The 18,740-nt window shown below is 49.4% G+C and carries 17 protein-coding genes; 2 read left to right on the top strand and 15 right to left on the bottom strand.

The features are described from left to right. Positions 1-337: 337 nt before the first annotated feature. The 3 genes from IO95_RS18985 to IO95_RS18975 all read right to left on the bottom strand — a co-directional run bounded on the left by IO95_RS18985 (position 338) and on the right by IO95_RS18975 (position 4,723). Positions 338-1,363 carry a Fic family protein gene (locus IO95_RS18985; RefSeq protein WP_023491588.1) on the bottom strand — a complete coding sequence of 342 codons (1,026 nt, stop codon included), beginning with the start codon at positions 1,361-1,363 and terminating at the stop codon, positions 338-340. A gap of 268 nt (positions 1,364-1,631) precedes the next feature. Further along, positions 1,632-2,612 (bottom strand): DNA-processing protein DprA, encoded by a 981-nt coding sequence (locus IO95_RS18980; protein WP_023491590.1) that lies wholly within the window; start codon positions 2,610-2,612, stop codon positions 1,632-1,634. Continuing rightward, positions 2,612-4,723: a RecQ family ATP-dependent DNA helicase gene (locus IO95_RS18975; protein WP_023491592.1), complete on the bottom strand. Its 2,112-nt coding sequence runs from the start codon at positions 4,721-4,723 to the stop codon at positions 2,612-2,614. The genes IO95_RS18980 and IO95_RS18975 overlap by 1 nt, the downstream gene beginning before the upstream one ends. A 177-nt stretch (positions 4,724-4,900) precedes the next feature. On the opposite strand from IO95_RS18975, the gene IO95_RS23645 reads away from it, so the two are divergent. After that, the gene (locus tag IO95_RS23645; protein ID WP_051791288.1) at positions 4,901-5,725 is read left to right on the top strand and encodes a hypothetical protein; all 825 of its coding nucleotides are present in this window, start codon (positions 4,901-4,903) and stop codon (positions 5,723-5,725) included. A 152-nt stretch (positions 5,726-5,877) separates the two neighbouring features. Here IO95_RS23645 and IO95_RS18965 read toward each other — a convergent pair whose 3' ends face one another. The 3 genes from IO95_RS18965 to IO95_RS18955 all read right to left on the bottom strand — a co-directional run bounded on the left by IO95_RS18965 (position 5,878) and on the right by IO95_RS18955 (position 8,668). Then, complete coding sequence (locus IO95_RS18965; protein ID WP_023491596.1) at positions 5,878-6,672, bottom strand: ABC transporter ATP-binding protein; 795 nt, start codon at positions 6,670-6,672, stop codon at positions 5,878-5,880. After that, positions 6,669-7,571: an ABC transporter permease gene (locus IO95_RS18960; protein ID WP_023491597.1), complete on the bottom strand. Its 903-nt coding sequence runs from the start codon at positions 7,569-7,571 to the stop codon at positions 6,669-6,671. Before IO95_RS18960 ends, IO95_RS18965 begins: the two co-directional genes overlap by 4 nt. A gap of 134 nt (positions 7,572-7,705) precedes the next feature. Further along, complete coding sequence (locus tag IO95_RS18955; RefSeq protein WP_023491598.1) at positions 7,706-8,668, bottom strand: ABC transporter substrate-binding protein; 963 nt, start codon at positions 8,666-8,668, stop codon at positions 7,706-7,708. Positions 8,669-9,065: 397 nt separating this feature from the next. Here IO95_RS18955 and IO95_RS18950 point away from each other — a divergent pair, with 397 nt between their 5' ends. Further along, positions 9,066-9,455: an SHOCT domain-containing protein gene (locus IO95_RS18950; protein ID WP_037386591.1), complete on the top strand. Its 390-nt coding sequence runs from the start codon at positions 9,066-9,068 to the stop codon at positions 9,453-9,455. 101 nt (positions 9,456-9,556) lie between these two features. On the opposite strand, the gene IO95_RS18945 is transcribed toward IO95_RS18950, so the two are convergent. The 9 genes from IO95_RS18945 to IO95_RS18905 form a co-directional block, all read right to left on the bottom strand. After that, positions 9,557-10,555, bottom strand: a complete 999-nt coding sequence (locus tag IO95_RS18945) for a hypothetical protein (protein WP_037386588.1) — start codon at positions 10,553-10,555, stop codon at positions 9,557-9,559. Positions 10,556-10,631: 76 nt separating this feature from the next. Continuing rightward, entirely contained in the window at positions 10,632-11,945 is a 1,314-nt protein-coding gene (locus IO95_RS18940; protein WP_023489833.1) for an FAD-binding oxidoreductase, read from the bottom strand. A 105-nt stretch (positions 11,946-12,050) separates the two neighbouring features. Further along, positions 12,051-12,344 carry a type II toxin-antitoxin system RelE/ParE family toxin gene (locus tag IO95_RS18935; RefSeq protein ID WP_023489834.1) on the bottom strand — a complete coding sequence of 98 codons (294 nt, stop codon included), beginning with the start codon at positions 12,342-12,344 and terminating at the stop codon, positions 12,051-12,053. Next, positions 12,332-12,610 carry a CopG family ribbon-helix-helix protein gene (locus tag IO95_RS18930; protein ID WP_023489835.1) on the bottom strand — a complete coding sequence of 93 codons (279 nt, stop codon included), beginning with the start codon at positions 12,608-12,610 and terminating at the stop codon, positions 12,332-12,334. Before IO95_RS18930 ends, IO95_RS18935 begins: the two co-directional genes overlap by 13 nt. 132 nt (positions 12,611-12,742) lie before the next feature. Continuing rightward, on the bottom strand, positions 12,743-13,705 hold the full coding sequence (gene yjiA / locus IO95_RS18925) for a GTPase (RefSeq protein ID WP_023489836.1): 963 nt from the start codon (positions 13,703-13,705) through the stop codon (positions 12,743-12,745). 24 nt (positions 13,706-13,729) lie between these two features. Then, positions 13,730-13,933 carry a YbdD/YjiX family protein gene (locus IO95_RS18920; protein ID WP_023489837.1) on the bottom strand — a complete coding sequence of 68 codons (204 nt, stop codon included), beginning with the start codon at positions 13,931-13,933 and terminating at the stop codon, positions 13,730-13,732. A gap of 120 nt (positions 13,934-14,053) precedes the next feature. Continuing rightward, positions 14,054-16,207, bottom strand: coding sequence for a carbon starvation CstA family protein (locus IO95_RS18915; protein WP_023489838.1), 2,154 nt, complete (start codon positions 16,205-16,207; stop codon positions 14,054-14,056). A gap of 344 nt (positions 16,208-16,551) precedes the next feature. Next, positions 16,552-17,424, bottom strand: a complete 873-nt coding sequence (locus IO95_RS18910; protein ID WP_023489839.1) for an STM4011 family radical SAM protein — start codon at positions 17,422-17,424, stop codon at positions 16,552-16,554. 2 nt (positions 17,425-17,426) lie between these two features. After that, positions 17,427-18,737: an STM4012 family radical SAM protein gene (locus tag IO95_RS18905; RefSeq protein WP_023489840.1), complete on the bottom strand. Its 1,311-nt coding sequence runs from the start codon at positions 18,735-18,737 to the stop codon at positions 17,427-17,429. Positions 18,738-18,740: the final 3 nt, after the last annotated feature.

The raw sequence follows: 18,740 nt of genomic DNA, 5'->3' as shown, positions 1-18,740 counted from the left end.
TTATGAAACGTTGAAGTTCTTTTTCTGGCTATAAAGTGAGCTTGAGCACAACGTCGGCCCTTGTTGAGTAAATCGAATATTTGCCGGGTGACAGGATCAGCACACGTATCATCTGGAAACACCGGGCAAGAGTCGGCGCGAGTGTGCCAAGAAGGGAGACGACAGGCGGCCATTGCGCATGCTGTATTTATGGTGAGGGCAGGCCTTCACTGTTGCTACAGGGAGTGATAGCAAGCCACTCAGAGTGGGATTCGTTATGGGTGTAAGGGAGGAATGCCTGAGGATCGCGGTGATGCTGCCACGCGGTTGAAGCATTGAATCTGGCCTTGCCACCAGACTATTGCTTCGTGGTGGTATCCACTAATACTTGCCAATGTCCGTCTTTTTTTGAGCCAAGGTAGGTCAGTTTATGCTGTCGTTTTAATTTTGCCACTGCACGCTCAATGGTACTGGGTGCACGGCCAAGATGCTGTGCAATCTCTGCCAGTGATAATTGCGGTTGTGCACGCAAGAGAACCAAAATTTGCTCTGAGGTTTCTACCCGCGTTTCTACCCGCATTTCTACCCGCGTTTTTACCCGCGTTTCTTGCTCCATCTCGATTGCTTGCTGTAGTTCGGTGGCGAGTGCGGTGGCTATTGCGCTGAGTAAAAATTCGATAAATTGAGTGCAATCACTGCGCGCATCGGCCTGACGAAATGCCTGATAGTAATCATCCTGGCGGGATTTAATGACTGTTTCCACTGGTAAAAAGGCCAGTAACGGTTGCCATTGGCTTAATATCAGAGTTTGCCATAAGCGCTCGATACGACCATTGCCATCACTGAACGGGTGGATAAATTCAAATTCGTAGTGAAAGGCTGATGAGGCAATTAAAGGGTGGGCATCGGTGGTCGCTAGCCAATCAAATAGCTGGTCCATTAGTCGGGGGACTTGGCTAGCGGGTGGCGCCATATGCACCAGTCGCTCTCCACGATAAATTCCGGCACCACCGTTACGCCATTGACCGGCATCAGTAATCAGACCGTACATCATCTGTTGGTGCGCGGTCAGTAAATCCTCAATATTGGTGGCTTGCCAACTGGGCATCGCCTCATAAGTGGCAAAGGCGTTATGTACTTCTTGAATTTCTTTCGGTGTGCCTAAAACGGTTTTACCCGCAATCACAGCCGTAACTTGTTCCAGTGTGAGGGTATTTTGTTCTACTGCCAGCGATGCCTGAATGGTACGGAGACGATTTTCGCGTCGCAGAGCGGGTTGCAACCTGTCTTGGTTTACGGCTAACCAACGGCCAATGGATTCAGAGATTTCCGCGACCCGCCGCAGCATGATATGAGTAAGTTGAAACGGTGGACTATAGCGCATCAGCTTATCCTTTCACTATTGCTGGGGTGATGGTGCCGATCATGGTAGCTTCGTTTGGCTTTGATAGGGTACCAAGATTACACAGTACCACCATGAGCAGGATATTTACCACGTACACCTATACCCACCACTATTCAAGTGGCAGCTTGCATGGCGATGAGGAGAGTATGATAGGCCGGGCAATCATCCTATACAAGTTTCCGACGGTTTCTGGAGCTTGCTTGCTATGCGCTTAGTGCTGAATTGTAGAGCGGCGCGCTATTTTTAACTAAGAAAACAGGTCAATTTGATCTTCTTTTGATTGCGCCGTCTCTGGGGGTGATTGTGCTAATAATAAAGCTGAAACATTGAGGTTTTGAATATCCGTTTCACACTCAATCCCCCCTTTGGCCACTAAGTCTCCATTAGCGGCATCACGGTCATCTGTTGGTTTGACCCACAAGGGTACCCAACAGTTTTTCAGGTTTTCTTGGGCGCCATTAAGCGTTCCCCCTTTTTTACCCGCATGGATCACCAATGCACTATCCGCCAGGCAGTAGATGTATTTATTACGCATCATGGCATTGCCTGCATTAAAGCTCGCCTCTGGATAAAATGGGGAAATCAGCGCCAGATGGTTATTCATTAACCCGTTACGCCATTTAGCACTGGTGGCCGTTTTCAGTAAACTATCAGCCAGAATACCAATCACCGAACCGCCCTGGCGCATGGCAGCTAACATGGCGGTTTCATCTACGCCCCGGGCCCCCCCTGATACAATAGCAACACCCTCTGTTGCGGCCATAACCCCCACTTGTTCGGTAAAAGTGAGGTCTGCAGTGGGAGCATTTCGTGAGCCAATAACGGCCAAGCCCCCGGCATTCAGTAGAGACTGGTTACCACACCCAAAGAGTACCGGAGGGCAGCTGTTTTTTAAGCGTTGTTTTAAACGCCACGGGTACTCTGCGTCGGAACGAGTAACGACCCAAAGGCCTGCTCTTTGCCACTTCTCCATGGCTAATGCCAAACTATGACCGCGGTTTAGCAATTGTGAAATGCGCTCAGAACTTATCTGCGCATCATTCCAGCCATTAAGCAGCGATTTAGCGGTTGAGGTTAGCAAATCAGCGGGGGATAACGATTGGTTTTTCAACCATAGCGCGAAGCGACCCCATTCTCCATTGGTAAGGGGTTTGGCATCTTCACTACTCAGGTTGCCAAAATAGCTAGTGAGCAGTAAGGTCGATTGGGCGATGGGTGATAAATTCATCAGTTTCTTACCGAGGATGAAGCCAGTGCCACAGGATACACTACGCCACTCCCTGCTCGCTGTAATAATGCCGCTATAACAGAAAGAGTCCAACCCGAATCGATGATGTCATCAACCAGTAAAACGGGCTGATTGCGGTTAAATTGGGTGATCTCAAAAACGCCATCTAAGTTATGGCATTGATGATAACGATTGTGCTGCCCTTGCTGGGGTGGGTTATCGCGAATTTTGCGTACCGCATCAACAAAAGGTACCCCTATCCTCAACGCTAATCGTTGTGCAAGCGAGGATACTAAATCAGGATATCTTATGGAAGGCACATGGCACACCCAGGTTGGGGCAGGATTAGGTTGCCATCTTTGCATTATCATTTCCGCCAGTGCTTCGACCAATTCATCCGAAAAATAACCTGAGAATTTGTTTTCTGCTACCGTTCGCCCCCAGCCCGCATCTCCCCAGCGGGAAAGTACTCTGCCTGGTTGTGCCATCAGTGCGCCAAGTAGTCTTGGAAACTGATAAACGGGGAAGGTTCTTGCCGATTCTGCATTGGATTGTGCAACCTGTCCCTTGGGTTGAATGACGATTTCTGCCTGTTTGAGGAAGATGCCTGCGCGATGGGCCAAGCCGGGGTCAATTTCCTGAATGATAACCGGGTGCCCAAGGCAGGACTCGCATCTTCCACAGGCCGCTGGGGCATGGTCATCTAATGCTTGTTGTAAATAGGTCATTTTACAGCCGTGGTAAGTCAGATAATGCTGTACCTCAGCCCATTCCTGCTCTCGCTGACTGGTTAAGTGGGCAATTCGATTATGATCCATCGCATAGCGCACGGGGGTTCTACGCCACTGGCTAGCCACTTTTATAACCGGAGCCGGGTTTTCAACACTGAGTAGCTTTAATACTTTCTCAATCTGACCTTGTCGCAAGTTCGACTGCTCTTCGATACCGCGAAGTGACAAGCCATCACTGTTTTCCAACAGATGCAAAATTTCATTCACTTGTGATTCTGAAGGAAAGGCTGAATCCCTGAAAAAGTCATGGATATTCTGATCTTCTCCCCCTGACATCAGCACACCTAGTGCGTTATCAATGCCTCGTCCTGCGCGACCAACCTGCTGATAGTAAGCGACAATAGAACCAGGGGCTTGATAATGAATAACAAAACTGAGGTCAGGTTTGTCATATCCCATCCCTAATGCGGTCGTCGCGACCAAGACTTTCAACTTGTTGTGCAAGAGCTGAGTTTCAAGATGTTCACGGTAAGTATTACTATCGGCAAACTCTTCGGCCTCAATGCTACCGTGATAGGCTTTGGCATCAATTGCATTATTTCTCAACCAAGCGGCGACCTGCTCAGCATCCCGAACGGTTAACGTGTAGACAATCCCGGTCCCCCGTAATGTGGGTATCACTTGAGCTAACCAAGCAAGGCGTGAAGCCTGGTCCGGTAATACCATGGTTTGCAACGCCAGGCTTTTCCGGGTTAGCGTTCCTCGCTGGATGTGAATATCCCCAATCTGGGTTTGAATATCTTCTACTACGCGGTTATTTGCGGTTGCTGTGGTCCCTAATACCGGTGTATTGGCGGGCAATTGCCGCAGGATATTCACAATACGGCGGTAGTCGGGGCGGAAGTCATGGCCCCAATCAGAAATACAGTGAGCTTCATCAATCACCATTAAGGCAATGCGATCGGCAATCGGCGACAAGACAGTTTCAATAAACTCATCGTTAGCCAGTCGCTCAGGGGAGATCAACAGGCAATCGATTTGATTACTGAGGATCTGTTGAGTGATAGCCTGCCAATCAGCGGTGTTAGCTGAGTTTATGGTTTCAGCGACTAAACCCAAGCGTTGAGCAGACTCAACCTGGTTACGCATTAACGCCAACAAAGGGGAAACAATGATGGTTGGCCCCATTCCTCGGTTACGGAAAATTCTGGTGCTGATAAAATAAACTGAGCTTTTACCCCATCCTGTACGCTGTACGACTAATAGTTTTTGATGCTGGTTAACCAGAGCATCGATGGCTTCCCATTGTCCATCACGAAATTCAGCAGTGGGATTGGCAAGTGCAGTTTGCAGTAATTGCTGGGCTTGAGTCCGGTTCATTATTGTCCCTCGATTGACCTAGTGAAAACGCCTGTATCGTTAACACTTGGCCTTTCTTGATAGCATCCAGAGGCAGGTAGTGCAATGAGCCCACGGTGTCGGGGCTGGGTTCGGTATTCATTTTGCGATCTGCCTAGACTGGGTTTGTCACTTACATGCAACTCAAATGCGTTAGCGTTGATTAATCTGGTTCATAATCAGGATGTCGATGACTCGCAGACTTTCTGTTCTTATGGTGTTGGTGCTATTGTCGCTACTGCGCTGACGGCTTGTGATACCGGTAATGCCAGTATTCCCTCTGAAGCCACTTCTGATGCGTTGACAGCAACGCAGCATAAACTTGCGCTTGAATTGGATGATGATGTACTGGCACAGCAGGCGGCAACAATGATTTTTGGTATCTGTTTGATTTCGCAACCCAAAGAATGTCCTATCCATGAAGTGACTTCCATTCTGGCGTTATCGTTTGGCAATCGCCCCAACGCCAACAGTGGCAATAGCGTTTTACCTGGTGAACAGGAAGCTCTGGCTGATCCTGGGCCGATTAACGAACAATTAGCGGAGGCGGTTTATGAACTCTATAGTCAGCAACCGGTCCCCATCTATGCGCAGTGGGAAATCGCCCGCTTTTTGGAAAATAAGTATCAATTAACCAACGTGGTTTCCATTGAGCCGAAACTTACCCCAGCAGGGAAGATTGAGTATCTGAGTACTTTGGGTGTGGTTCAGCAGGCCGTGGTACTAGCGCAAGGTGCCGCCAATCTTGGCACTTGTGCAGTGATTGGGCACCATGACCATGTGCGTCGTGGTGTTATGACGGCGCAATCATGTGGTATTCGTGCCTTTAAGTCGGAAGGGATCACATTACCTACCGATTATGATCCTCAGTCTGGTCAGGTATGGACTCGCCGCCGGGCTCTCTATGTGCCTTTCGATATGTCCCTATCGATCTTGTTGCCGGTTTTCAGATGGCGGAGCGACAAGATATCACGGCGAATTTAGTCAGGCTGTTGTTTTCAGGTGTGGTAACCATCAGAAAGCAACAGGCTGCGTGGCGGGACAAAGCCAATGGTGATCCTGTTAGCCCCCGAGTTTTCGAGCGGCGGGTTATGCTTAATGGCAGAATCACGCATGAGCTTGTCCCTGCATCCCACCTAGCTTAGCAGTAAGCCGTCATCGTCCAGTTTTTCACCGCGTGTTTTTTCAAACATGGCCAGTAGGTCGGTAACTTGCAGGTTTTCCCGCTGCTTACCGCTAACATCCAGTACTACTCGCCCTTGGTGTAGCATCACGGTTCGATGGCCGTGATCCAAGGCCTGGCGCATGGAGTGGGTTACCATAAGCACCGTCAGTTGTTGTTCGGCAACGATACGGTCAGTGAGTGCCAAAACAAAGGCAGCCGTTTTAGGGTCGAGCGCCGCCGTATGCTCATCTAACAGCAGTAATTTAGAGGGTTGCAATGATGCCATTAACAAACTGACCGCTTGCCGTTGCCCCCCCGAGAGCAAGCCCATATGGTCACCTAAGCGGTTTTCCAACCCCAATTCCAGCGTAGCCAGTTTGTCGCGGAACAACTGCCGTTGCTGGTTTTTAACGGCATGTCGAAACCCGCGAGGCTGACCGCGCTGCAGTGCCAGTGCCAGGTTCTCTTCAATACTCAGTCCCTCACAGGTACCCGCCAGCGGATCCTGAAATACTCGGGCGACCATACCTGCACGACGCCAGGCTGGCATAGTGGTGACATCCTGCTCGCCAATAAACAGATTACCGCGGTCGGGGGTCACATCACCGCTGATCGCATTGAGCAGCGTTGATTTCCCAGCACCGTTGCTACCAATCACCGTAACAAATTGCCCGGTTTCAATGCTCAGAGAGAGACCGCGTAATACCGGGTTCTCCAGTGGGGTACCGGGGTTAAAGGTTTTAAATAACTGTTCGGCACGCATCATGATGATCGTCTTCCTTGCTTGCTTTTTAGTTTTTGTTTTAACTTCGGCAGGATCAGTGCCAGCGTGACCAATACGGCGGTGATCAGGTTTAAATCTTGGGCTTGCAGGCCAATAAAGTCGGCATTCAAGGCCAGAGCAATCATCAGGCGGTATAGCAGTGCGCCCAGCAAGGTTGCCAAGGTGATCAGGTAAAGGCTACGCGCGGGTAACAGTGTTTCACCGATGATCACCGCAGCCAGACCCACGACAATGGTGCCGATCCCCATCGAGATATCCGCACCGCCTTGAGTTTGCACATACAGCGCTCCTGCCAGGGCAATCAACGCATTAGAAAGCGCCATGCCGATTACCGTCAAACGGCCAGTGGCGATCCCCTGTGCGCGCGCCATGCGAGGATTTGCCCCAGTCGCACGCAGAGCAAGGCCGACTTCCGATGACAGAAACGCATCCAGCGCCAGCTTAACCACGATAACAATCACCAGTAGCAGGAGCGGTTGAATCAGCCAGGCATTATCTTCAACCGTGCTGATAAAGGGGGTGAAAACACTCGGTAAGCCAATAAGGGCCAGATTAGGAGCGCCCATAATACGTAGATTGATGGAGTACAGGGCAATCATCACCAGAATACTGGCCAACAGTTGCAGGATGCCGAGCCGCACATGCAGCCAAGCAGTGAGACAACCCGCCCCAGCCCCAGCGATTGTCGCTAACCCACATGCTAACCAAGGGTTGAAACCACTGACTATCATCACGGCGGCAACGGCTCCGCCTAAGGGGAAACTACCATCCGCGGTTAAATCGGGAAAGTCGAGCAAACGAAAGGAAATCAACACTCCCAGCGCAACCAGCGCAAAGATCAAACCGATCTCCAATGCTCCCATCAGGGAAATTAACGACATGCAAACCTCATAAAACCTTACCCCACCCAATGGGGTGGGCCATCCCTAGTAAAATACCGGAGTTCCCCCCTGTGCCGCTATGATCGCAGCAATTGGGGGGAGTGTGGGTATAAAATAACCATCAACGTAGAAAGTTACTTGATCACTTCCTGTGCTGATTGCACTAATTCTGCAGGTAGTGTGACACCTTGTTTCGCCGCTGCTGCTGGGTTGACACTCAAGCTGAGTTTATTACCAATTTCAGGGGCAATGGTGCCGGGTTTTTCACCATTTAACAGGCGCACCACGACTTTACCGGTTTGCCGGCCCAGGTCGTAATAGCTCATCCCGAGCGCAGCCGCCGCACCACGTTTGGCAACGCTATTGTCCCCGGCGATCAACGGGATCTTGGCTTGATTCGCCACCGCAACCAGCGATTCGTAGGTAGAAATAACATTATTATCGGTATTGGTATAAATCACATCCACTTTACCCACCAGGCTTTTGGCTGCTGGGGCCACATCTACGGTACGAGCGGCGGGTGCTTCAACGAGAGTCATGCCGCGCTTGGCTAACTCCTCTTTTAGCTCTTTGACCACCACGGTTGAATTGACTTCACCCGGGCTGAATACCATCCCCACACGTTTGGCATCGGGTTTAACTTTTAACATCAAGTCAACTTGCGGACCAATAGCAAGGCTGTCTGAAACCCCGGTAACGTTGGTGCCGCTGGGCTTCCAACTGCTGACCAGTTTGGCGGCAACGGGATCGGTTACGGTAGTAAACACCACAGGAATGGTTTTGGTGGCGGCAACCACTGACTGAGCGGCAGGGGTGGAAATAGCTACGATGGCATCGGGCTTGTCACCGATAAACTTACGGGCAATCTGCCCGGCGGTGGCCATATTCCCTTGGGCACTCTGGAATTCAACCTTGACTTTATCCTGGTCATAACCCGAGGCTTTGAGTTCATCAATGACACCATCGCGCGTGGCATTCAATGCCGGGTGATCAACGATGGAGACGATAGCCACTGATTTTGGCGTAGCAGCATAGCTGCTTACCGCGAATAAGGTTGCTGCCAGGGTGACAAAAATCTTTCTATTATTTATATGCATAAGAACATCCTGTTAGAGTGATCGTCAGTGCCCAAAATAGCGGCAAATTATCCTAGCACAGTGTGTTCCCCCGCAACATTCCGTTAATCAGGAAAATGACAAAAATCATTGGATAGGTTTTCGCTGATGCTAATTTCATCACTGAGGCGATGTTCCTCATATTGTATTCATCTTAATATGGTAAAATGATTAAAAATCAGTAATTTAGTAAATTTAATGTTATTTAATCTTCTATCGTATGGGGAAGGCTGTGGGTTAAAACCCCATAGGCAGTGTCCGTAGCCGTGGCCTTGCTTGCCACGGTTTAACATGGAAAAAAATGCTTATATGACATATAATTGAAACGATCATCTATTAAGATGCTGTGATTTTATCCTACTAGCTGTAAGGAGCTATGATGACAGAACATTTATTTACCCTTTGGGACATACTGGTCACATCGTTTTCCCTGTTCTTTTTTATTGCTTATCTGTTTATCATTTTCCAGATTGTCTCTGATCTTTTCCGTGATCATGAATTGAACGGCTATGCTAAAGCCGCGTGGATTATCCCGTTGCTGTTCGTCCCACTGTTAACGTCACTGGTTTATCTGATTACCCGTGGCAAAGGCATGGCAGAGCGCCATCGTGCGCAAGTGCAACGTTCTGTTTCTGCGACCAATGACTATATCCGTGAAGTGGCAGGGAAGTCGCCAGCAGAGCAGATTACTGATGCCAAGAAACTGTGGGATGACGGTGTGATTACCGAGAGTGAGTACTTACAGCTCAAGGCGAAAGCGCTGGGTTAATTGTTACTCTGTTGTTGCTTGAAAAACCAGTTACCTTTATGCGCTATTAAGTCGTATTCGAGGTAACTGGAAAGGTGCTTAATCGTATTATAAGCTTGGTATTAGCGCGCTACTTTGTTAATTTCCTGGCGCAATAAATCTAATAGCTCATCTCTAATGGACTCTTTAATATGTACCGGGATGAAGAGTTCTTGATCGTGATTATAGCGCAACTCTTTTTGTTGGTTGTAAGACAAGTCACGTCGACCTGTTTTATCAAAAGGAATTCTTAGCGGGTCTTCTAGCAAATCTTTTGTATATAATGCGCTGTCAGTAAAAGCCATGCCATAGGGGCCGCCAAAGAAAGGGAAATCAACTAATGCTAACTTGATGCTTTCATCAGCTGGAATTTTAAATTTCTTTATCACTTTGTTGATTTTTTTGCTTGCACTGGCGTCGTCACCCAATAATAGCGTGCCTTCTAGGTTTCTACTCTTAATAAATTCGGCAGGCTCAATTTCTTTAACTGAATGTTCCAGTAATGTATTGTTTTTACTGTGATAATCAAGAAGCATTTCCAGCATCTTAATTAAAACCAATCTAACGTTCGGCTTGATGATTTTTTCTGCACTTAACTCTAAATTCTCCCAGTCTTTCCAACGGTTAAATTTGCCAATAAGCATATCAACAAAAATTGCGATGTCATTATGATTGGCTGGGAGAGCGTAACATCTAGGAAGAGGGCTACTATCTTTGAAGACGCTAAAATCGTCCTGTATATAGATAGCTTGGTCAGTTAACAGGAAACCTAATGGATCTCTCTGGCGGTTAATTCTATCTAGAACATGGAATCCAATAAATAATAACGGGATTTCTTGTGGGGATAAGGGGTTTTTGGTGTATAAGTTTACAAAGGCATCATAAAAAACATCTTTCACATCTTCGTAGTAAGGGTGGCTATCCGTTATAAAAAATAAGCACTCACCAAGTTCATTATAATAATCTCTGGCGGAGTTTTTTATCATCACTTGCAACTCATCAAAATGAGTTTTGACATCAGGAGACAATGAATTAATATAATCTGAATAGAGAATATCTGCAGCTTTAGGTGATGCACTCATTAATATAATCCTTTAATTGTATGGTCTTTATTACTCAAGCTACAGCATGGTGAGCTGTAGCTTGCGGGGATTATAATCAAATTTCCTTGCGCCCCAAATATCTTTCTTTGAGTAGGGATGCCGCAATAGCGATATCCAACACCGGTGAAGGTGGCAGATAGTTGGCTTTACCCAACTCTTGCATGGCACCAATTAGTGGGTGGTCATGCCCCAGTGCGTAATCAGCCAAGAGTGTGCCGGCGATGGTTTGCTTAGAGACCCCAGCCCCGTTACAGCCGCCAGCGGTGTATATGCCTTTTCGCAGTTCTCCCCAAACCGGTGCGCCATTTCTGGTGACGCTAATGGTGCCAGACCAGGTGCGAATCAGCGGTACTTCGGTTAGTTGTGGGTAAACCTTGTTGAATATTTTTTTGTGCATCAGGGTGGCTTGATAGGTTTGCGCGGCGGTGACGCGGCCATTTAACGCCGGTACCACATGTTGGCGAATCAGGAAGCGGTGGTCCTGGGTATAGCGCAATGTTGCCCCGGCAATGGCGTTTACTGGTGTTAGCCCCCAACTGCCCATTTCTGGCAGCTTTTGCCGTTGCTCCGGGGTTAAAGGTGCGGTGATACTGGCAAATGTCGCCATGGCTGCCTGTTTGCTGGTGACCGGGGACAGTTCTCTGGAAAGGGCGTTGGTCGCCAGCATGATGTTGGCGGTTCTTATGCTGCCATAGGGCGTCACCACCTGCTTTACCTTACCGTGGCGGATCTGCATCACTGGGGTATGGTTATAAACAGTCACATTTTCCGGTAGGTTATTGGCTAAACCGATAATCAAGCTGGCAGGGTTCACCAGGATCGAACTCGGGGTGTAGATCCCTTTATGATAAAAACGGCTGCCTAGTTTTTGTTGGAGCTCTTCTTGCGCCAATACCTGGTAAGGCTCATCCATCATATCGAGATTATCGGTATATTCCTGCAATATCCGCTCATTGCTACTATCAACCTGGCAATGATATTTACCGACGTTCTCCCATTCACACTCGATGCCCTGTTGCTCAATCAAGGAAGTTAATTGATTGATCCCTTCTTGTAATAAGGAACGATAAGATTGGGCTTTTTTAAGTTCGGCGGTTGAACTGCCGATATTATGCGGGAGGCCAATAATAAACCCTGAATTTCTGGCGGATGAGCTTTCAGCGGCACAATCAGCATCGATAACGATAATTTTCAGTTCAGGGCGATAACTGGCCAACCTTCTGGCAAATGAGACACCCGCAAAGCCTGAACCGACCACCACCCAGTCTGCTTCGGTATCACCAATCAGCGGAGGGAAGCTGCTCGGCAAGGTGTTTTCTTTCAGCCAGCCATTTTGGTTTTGGTTTAACGGCACCGATGCGTATTTCAAAACTTAGCGTCCTTTAAAATTTATCAGAAGAGAACAAACTATATATTTTTTTTATTGTTGTAGATACCGAGTACAACGGCTTGTCTTATCCGGCGGTGCTGCCATTTATGACCAGCCAGCTTCTTTCTGATGGCGAATGGTAAGAAGGGTGACGTCATCCTCATCAAAACGGTAGAGCACCACATAACCGCTATTGCCGAAGTTTATCGGCCATTCACGGTATAAAGGCGAAAGCTCCACTACAGGCCGCCCAGATGCTGGTTGGTAAGTCAGAATTTTTACGCTTCGGCGGATCTCACGGATAGCATTGCGCGCTGCATTTATATCCTTGAGGGCCAGAAAGCGGTATAGACGCTGAAGATCAGACAGCGCTTGCGGTGTCCAGTTCAGTTGTGGCATTCCGGCGGCTCCACATCCTGACCTGCCTCCAATTGTGCCAGCCAATCGTCGGCCTCTTTCTGAGTGAGGTGAAGGCCTGTTCTCTGGAATTCGTCCCAGGCATTTTGTGCATCACGCAAATAGGTTTCGCGTTTCTCTTCACGTTCAACATATTGTGTAATCGCCTCGCGCATCAGCCAGTGCGCAGAACGACGACGAGATTCCGCCAAATGTTGGAGGCGATTTTTCAGGTCATCGCCAAGTTTGATGGATGTCGCTGTTGCCATAGGTCTCTCCGGTATTTAATGGTATTACCTCTAGCTACTATAATGTACCGGAGAGACAACAGCTAGTGTTGTAATGGGGTGACTTAAGCCTGATAAAGCAGGATGGTGTTTAACAACACATAATCAACACGGTCACTCCAGTGCGGCAAATCCGGCACGGATCTCTTCTTCCGGCAAATCGATACCGATAAACACCAGCGTGCTTTTACGCTCTTCTTCCGGTAACCACTCACGATCCCAATCCGCGTTATACAGACGTTGCACGCCCTGAAATAGCAGGCGGCGTGGTTCATCTTTGATCGACAAAATGCCTTTATAGCGCAGCAGATTATCGGCGAATTTGAGCAGTAGACCTTCCATCACCTCGGAGACCTGCATCAGCTCCAGCGGTTGCTGGTGATACACCACAATCGATTGAATATTGTTTTGTGGTTGCGGAATACGGCGGAACAGTGGGGTTGGCGGGGTGACATTAAGTTTGTCATTTAGCACAAAACCTTCAATGTCGAACAGTAGGCTGAGGTCAATGTCACCGTGGGTGGCTTTATAAATAGGCGCACGGGCGTTCATTAACTGTAAGCGCTGGATCAGTGCGTCGTTATCTGTCGCTACATCGGTTTTGGTCAGCAGAATGCGGTCTGCATAGCCGACTTGCGCTTGTGAAATAGTGAACTGGTTAAGCTGTTGATCGGCATGTACTGCATCCACCAGCGTGATAATGCCATCTAACAGGAAGCGTTGGCAGATAACCGGGTGCGAGAAGAACGTTTGGGTGATCGGCCCTGGGTCGGCCATGCCGGTGCATTCAATGATCAGCCGGTCAAACGTCAATTTGCCTTGGTCGACACCATCAAGCAGATCCAGCAGGGCATCTGCCAGTTCGTTGGCTTTACTGCAGCAGATACAACCGTTGCTCAGTGTGGTAATGCGGCTGGCGCGGTCGCCAATCAGTGCGTTATCAATCGGCACTTCACCGAATTCATTTTCGATAACCGCAATCTGGTAACCGTGATTTTCATTCAGAATGTGGCGTAACAGGGTAGTTTTACCCGCGCCTAAAAAACCAGTCAGGATGGTGACTGCGATGGGTTTCATGATGGGTCCTTTTGACTCACTGGGTTAGCAGCAGCGCATACCGCCTTTGCCATCACCCCCGTAGCGAGCATCTTGGCGTTCACGGAAGAACTCCTCATAGGTCATCGCCGGCTTGTCTGGGTGGTTGTCTTTCATATGCTGGACGTAGGTATCGTAGTCAGGCACACCAATTAACATACGTGCTGCCTGGCCGAGATATTTACCCGCCTGGCCGAGGTTTCCGAACATGAGTTAGCTCCACAAAAAATACCCGACGCATTGATGATACCCCATTTACCCTAACCATGGCGGTCAGGACAAACGGGGCGTAATTAATGTTTATGCTATCGGGTATCGTTTAAATCATTATCAGTGGTGCGAAGAAATTTTCACGCCACCTTCTGGGATCGGCACATAAGGCGTTTCCTGGTCGGTACGGTTCGGATTTTTGTGCGCCGCGATGGCGGTTTTGATGCCATAAACCAAGATACTGTAAACCACCAACAGGAACAGAATGCTCAAGCCCGCGTTGGTGTAGTTGTTTATCACGATATGGTTCATATCGGCAATCTGTTTTACCGTCAGGTCAGCGCCACCTTCGGCGATTTTGCGCTTGTACTCTTTAGCCAAGAAGAGGAAACCTTCCAGTTTTGGATTATCACTGAACAGTTTCAGACCCAGCGCATAAGTAGTAACGATCAGCAACCAGGCTGCAGGGATCACCGTAACCCAAATATACTTGGCACGCTTCATCTTGATCAGCACTACAGTACCCAAGACCAACGCCACGGTAGCCAACATCTGGTTAGAGATGCCGAACAGCGGCCACAGGCTCTTAACACCGCCCAGTGGATCCACCACACCTTGATACAGCAGGTAACCCCACAAGCCAACACAACCTGCGGTACCGACAATACCAGCAACCAGTGAGTCGGTTTTCTTCAGGAAAGGTAAGAAATTCCCCAACAGGTCTTGCATCATAAAGCGTCCAGCACGGGTACCTGCATCCAGCGCGGTAAGGATAAACAGCGCTTCAAACAGAATACCGAAGTGGTACCAGAAGCCCATGTTGGCACCCGGAATCACTTGGTGGAACACGTGAGCAATACCGACTGCCAGTGTTGGCGCGCCACCTGCACGGTTCAGAATAGAAGGTTCACCAATGTCTACAGCGGTTTGCAGGATCTGCTCAGGGGTGATGACAAAGCCCCAGGAGCTGATGGTGGCCGCAGCATGTGCAGACACATCACGCAAAGAGGCCATAATCATTGGCGCATCTGCGGTACCCAGGCGGTGCAGGTCAGGCATGGTGATGCCCAGCGCTGCTGGTGGGGTGTTCATGGCAAAGTACAAGCCCGGTTCGATAATCGAAGCGGCGACCAGTGCCATAATAGCCACGAAGGATTCCATCAGCATGGCACCGTAACCGATAAAACGGGAATCGATTTCGTTGGCCAGCAATTTTGGTGTGGTCCCGGAGGCGATCAATGCGTGGAAGCCGGAAACGGCACCACAGGCAATGGTAATAAACAGGAATGGGAACAGGGTCCCTTTCCATACCGGACCGGTGCCATCAACGAATTGCGTTACCGCAGGCATTTTCAGCTCAGGGTTGAGGATCACAATACCGACCGCCAGCCCGACGATAACACCGATTTTCAGGAAGGTTGCCAGGTAATCGCGTGGTGCCAGAATTAACCATACTGGCAGCAGGGCAGAGATAAAGGCATAACCAATCAGCGTAAAGGTGATGGTGGTGTCTTTAAAGGTCAGCGCTGGGCCCCAGTATGGGTCGTGGGCAATGACCCCACCAAACCAGATGGATGCAATCAACAGCACGATGCCGATAACAGAGACTTCACCCACCCGGCCAGGGCGCAGGTAGCGCATGTAAATGCCCATAAACAGCGCGATTGGCACGGTAGAACAGACGGTGAATACCCCCCATGGGCTTTCTGCCAGGGCTTTTACCACGATCAACGCCAGCACCGCCAGGATGATGATCATAATCAGGAAGCAGCCAAATAGCGCAATACTGCCTGGGACCGGGCCCATTTCCTTTTTAATGATCTCGCCAAGAGAGGCGCCGTTGCGGCGTGAGGAGATAAACAGCACCATAAAGTCCTGTACCGCACCCGCCAGTACCACACCGGCTAATAGCCACAGGGTACCAGGCAAGTAGCCCACCTGTGCTGCCAATACGGGGCCAACCAGTGGTCCGGCACCGGCGATGGCCGCAAAGTGGTGACCGAACAGCACGTTTTTATTGGTCGGTACGTAGTTCAGGCCATCGTTATTCACCACCGCAGGTGTCGCACGGGTGGCATCCAAGCGCATCACTTTGGTGGCGATATACAGGCTATAGTAGCGATAAGCCACCAGATAGACCGCTACCGAAGCAACGATAATCCATAATGCACTAATACTTTCTCCCCGGCGTAATGCGACAACACCCAGGCAACCTGCCCCGAGTATTCCCAGCAACATCCATGGGAGATGTTTCAAAATTCCCTCGCGTTTCATTGAGGTATCCTTATTCCAGTCTGCAATAAATAGTGAGTGATAAGTCCGGTTATTAGATGTTTCAGGCAAGAATGACAGGCCTGTTGGCGGACATTGGGTGTAACGTCTTCCCCCTGGTCAGGGGCAGGTTTAGGAACAGCTCATCATCACTGCACTAGGGAAGTGAATACATCTTAATTTCAGTCAGCGGTTTAATAAGCGGGTGAGCGGTTGGAATGGCCCAGTGAGTGGTTTTTGCTGTTGTTACCAGCCACGGGGAGCCAAGGGCCAAAGGGTGACGTGATTCACAAAAACCGTGTTTTGGCACTCCCGATAAAATATTCCAGCTCAAGCAATCATCGGTGTTACTTTTCGCTTAGCACGGCTAGGGGGATCCTCTCCAGGATGCCATTGTTAAACAGCGGGTAGAGTTGCCGTTCTGGCATATGGACATAACCGATATGGCAATAACACTGTGTGCGTGAACAAGGGCGAGGCTTCAACACTTCCCGGTAGTTTTCCTGATAGATATTCCCCAGCTGTTTATCAATAAAGTGGCAGCGACGAATGGTCCCGTCCTGATCGACGCTGATGACCTGCTCCCCGGTGAGACAAGCTTTACCACGGCTCGGATAATCTTGCGCATTGATATTGAACAGCGGGTCTATCTGGTTGAGAAAGGCAAGCTGCTCCGGCTGATAGGGATACAACCGTGACCCATTGCGATAGGCATTCACCCATAAGTAGACCTCTTGCGGTAATGCGGCCCGCAAGGCGGTTATTGCTGCAAAGTGGGACGGTTTGCCGACAACACCGACACTAAAGCGCACTTGGTAGGCCATCAGGTCAGTTATTTGACGCAAAAAATCCGCGAGCGTCACCTCGCCAGGATGATAGGTCACCCATAAGGCGACTTTATTCCTTTCTGCTTCCTGCAAAAAATCCAATCGACCACTCAGGTTGGTTTGAAACACCACTTTTTCGATGTGTGCTGTCTGGCTTAATGTGATGAGCGCCTGCTGGTAATGTTTGCGCACTAGCGCTTCACCCCAGGGGGTAAAAAACAGCTTAAGTGCCAAGTCACTCTGCTGCTGCGCCCATTGGGTAAAGCGCAACAACGAGGCGTGATCTGCTTGCCGTTCAGCTGCGCTCTCCAGGTGTTTGGCAAATGGGCAGTAGCCACAACCGTAATTACAGCTGCTTAAAACACCCCGGTACAAGACAGTAAGGGAACGCATGATCAGCTTAACTTATAGCTGGACATCTGGTTGACGACCTCATCGGCATACAACCAAGGGCCGATGGCGTCTGAATAAGCCAACCCTTGTGCGGTCAGCGTGATGCGCTTATCGGTCTGTTGTGCCAAACCAGCAGCAAACAGTGACTGTAGTTGAGGATAATCTTGCAGGGGATCACTGTGGAAACGTTGCTGATACAGTGGAAACGACAACCCACTGCTGTGCAGCAAGCTTTGAATAATAAACCGTCGTTGTTGGTTATCTTGATTAAGTTGGAAACCGTAGTTGACCTTGGCAAAATCTTGCGGGCTGCGGCGGATATAATCTTGCAGGATCGACTTGACGCTCTCCTGCCCCACGGCGTATTCGCTGGAGTAGTGCAGTTCATGGGTATAGGAACGGGCTCCGCAACCCAACCCGAGCATACCGTCATTCTGGCAGCAATACTCCCCTTGTCCGGCGAGGCTAGCGGAACGGCGGAACATGCGCATACTGACCTGCTGATAACCGTGCGCCAGCAAATAGTCCCGCCCACGCTGATAAAGCTCAAAACGCTCATCATCCCAGGACTTGCCGGACAGTCCGATACCCGTCAGCGGCCTAACGTACAGCGGGTAAAGAAATAGCTCCTCGGGTTGAAACTCCAGCGCAGTTTGTAGCGACAACAACCAGCTTTGTGGGGTTTGATAAGCCAAACCGTAAATAAGATCGATATTCAACACCGGAATGCCGCTGTGGCGAATAGCCTCTAGGGCACGAAATACTTTCGCATTGCGCTGTGGGCGGCCGACGCTTTTCACTTCACTTTCCACAAAGCTTTGTACGCCGATACTCACTCTTTGGGTGTGGTGCGCGGCTAAAATATGCAACCGATCGGCTGTTGCCGTTGCCGGGCTGACTTCAACACTGGCAGGAACGCGGGGATAATCGACGTTAAAGATATCGATTATCCGATACACTCTTTCCAATTCGGCGGGTTTGAGATAAGTCGGTGTTCCGCCACCAATGGCCAATTGGACCACTTTCATGTCACCGAGTGATTGCTTGGTCTGCCGAGCTTGGCGCTCAAGGGCGTTTAAGTACTCAGTCTCTATGGTTGAAGAGGCATTGACCGTGGTAAACAGATTGCAGAAATCACAACGCATTTCGCAAAAGGGAATATGAAGATATAAAAACAGCGCCTGTTTATTTTGTTCTTGCCATACATCACTCAGTGAACGTGGGCTAAACGGCCGATAGGCGGTTTTATGCGGATAGGCATAGGTGTATGAGTGATAAGGTGAATCTAACAGTGGAAGGTTAGTTGACGACATGAC

The organism is Serratia sp. DD3 (assembly GCF_000496755.2).
The sequence above is the reverse complement of the archived record's forward strand: the minus strand, read 5'-3'. Positions and strand labels throughout refer to the sequence as shown.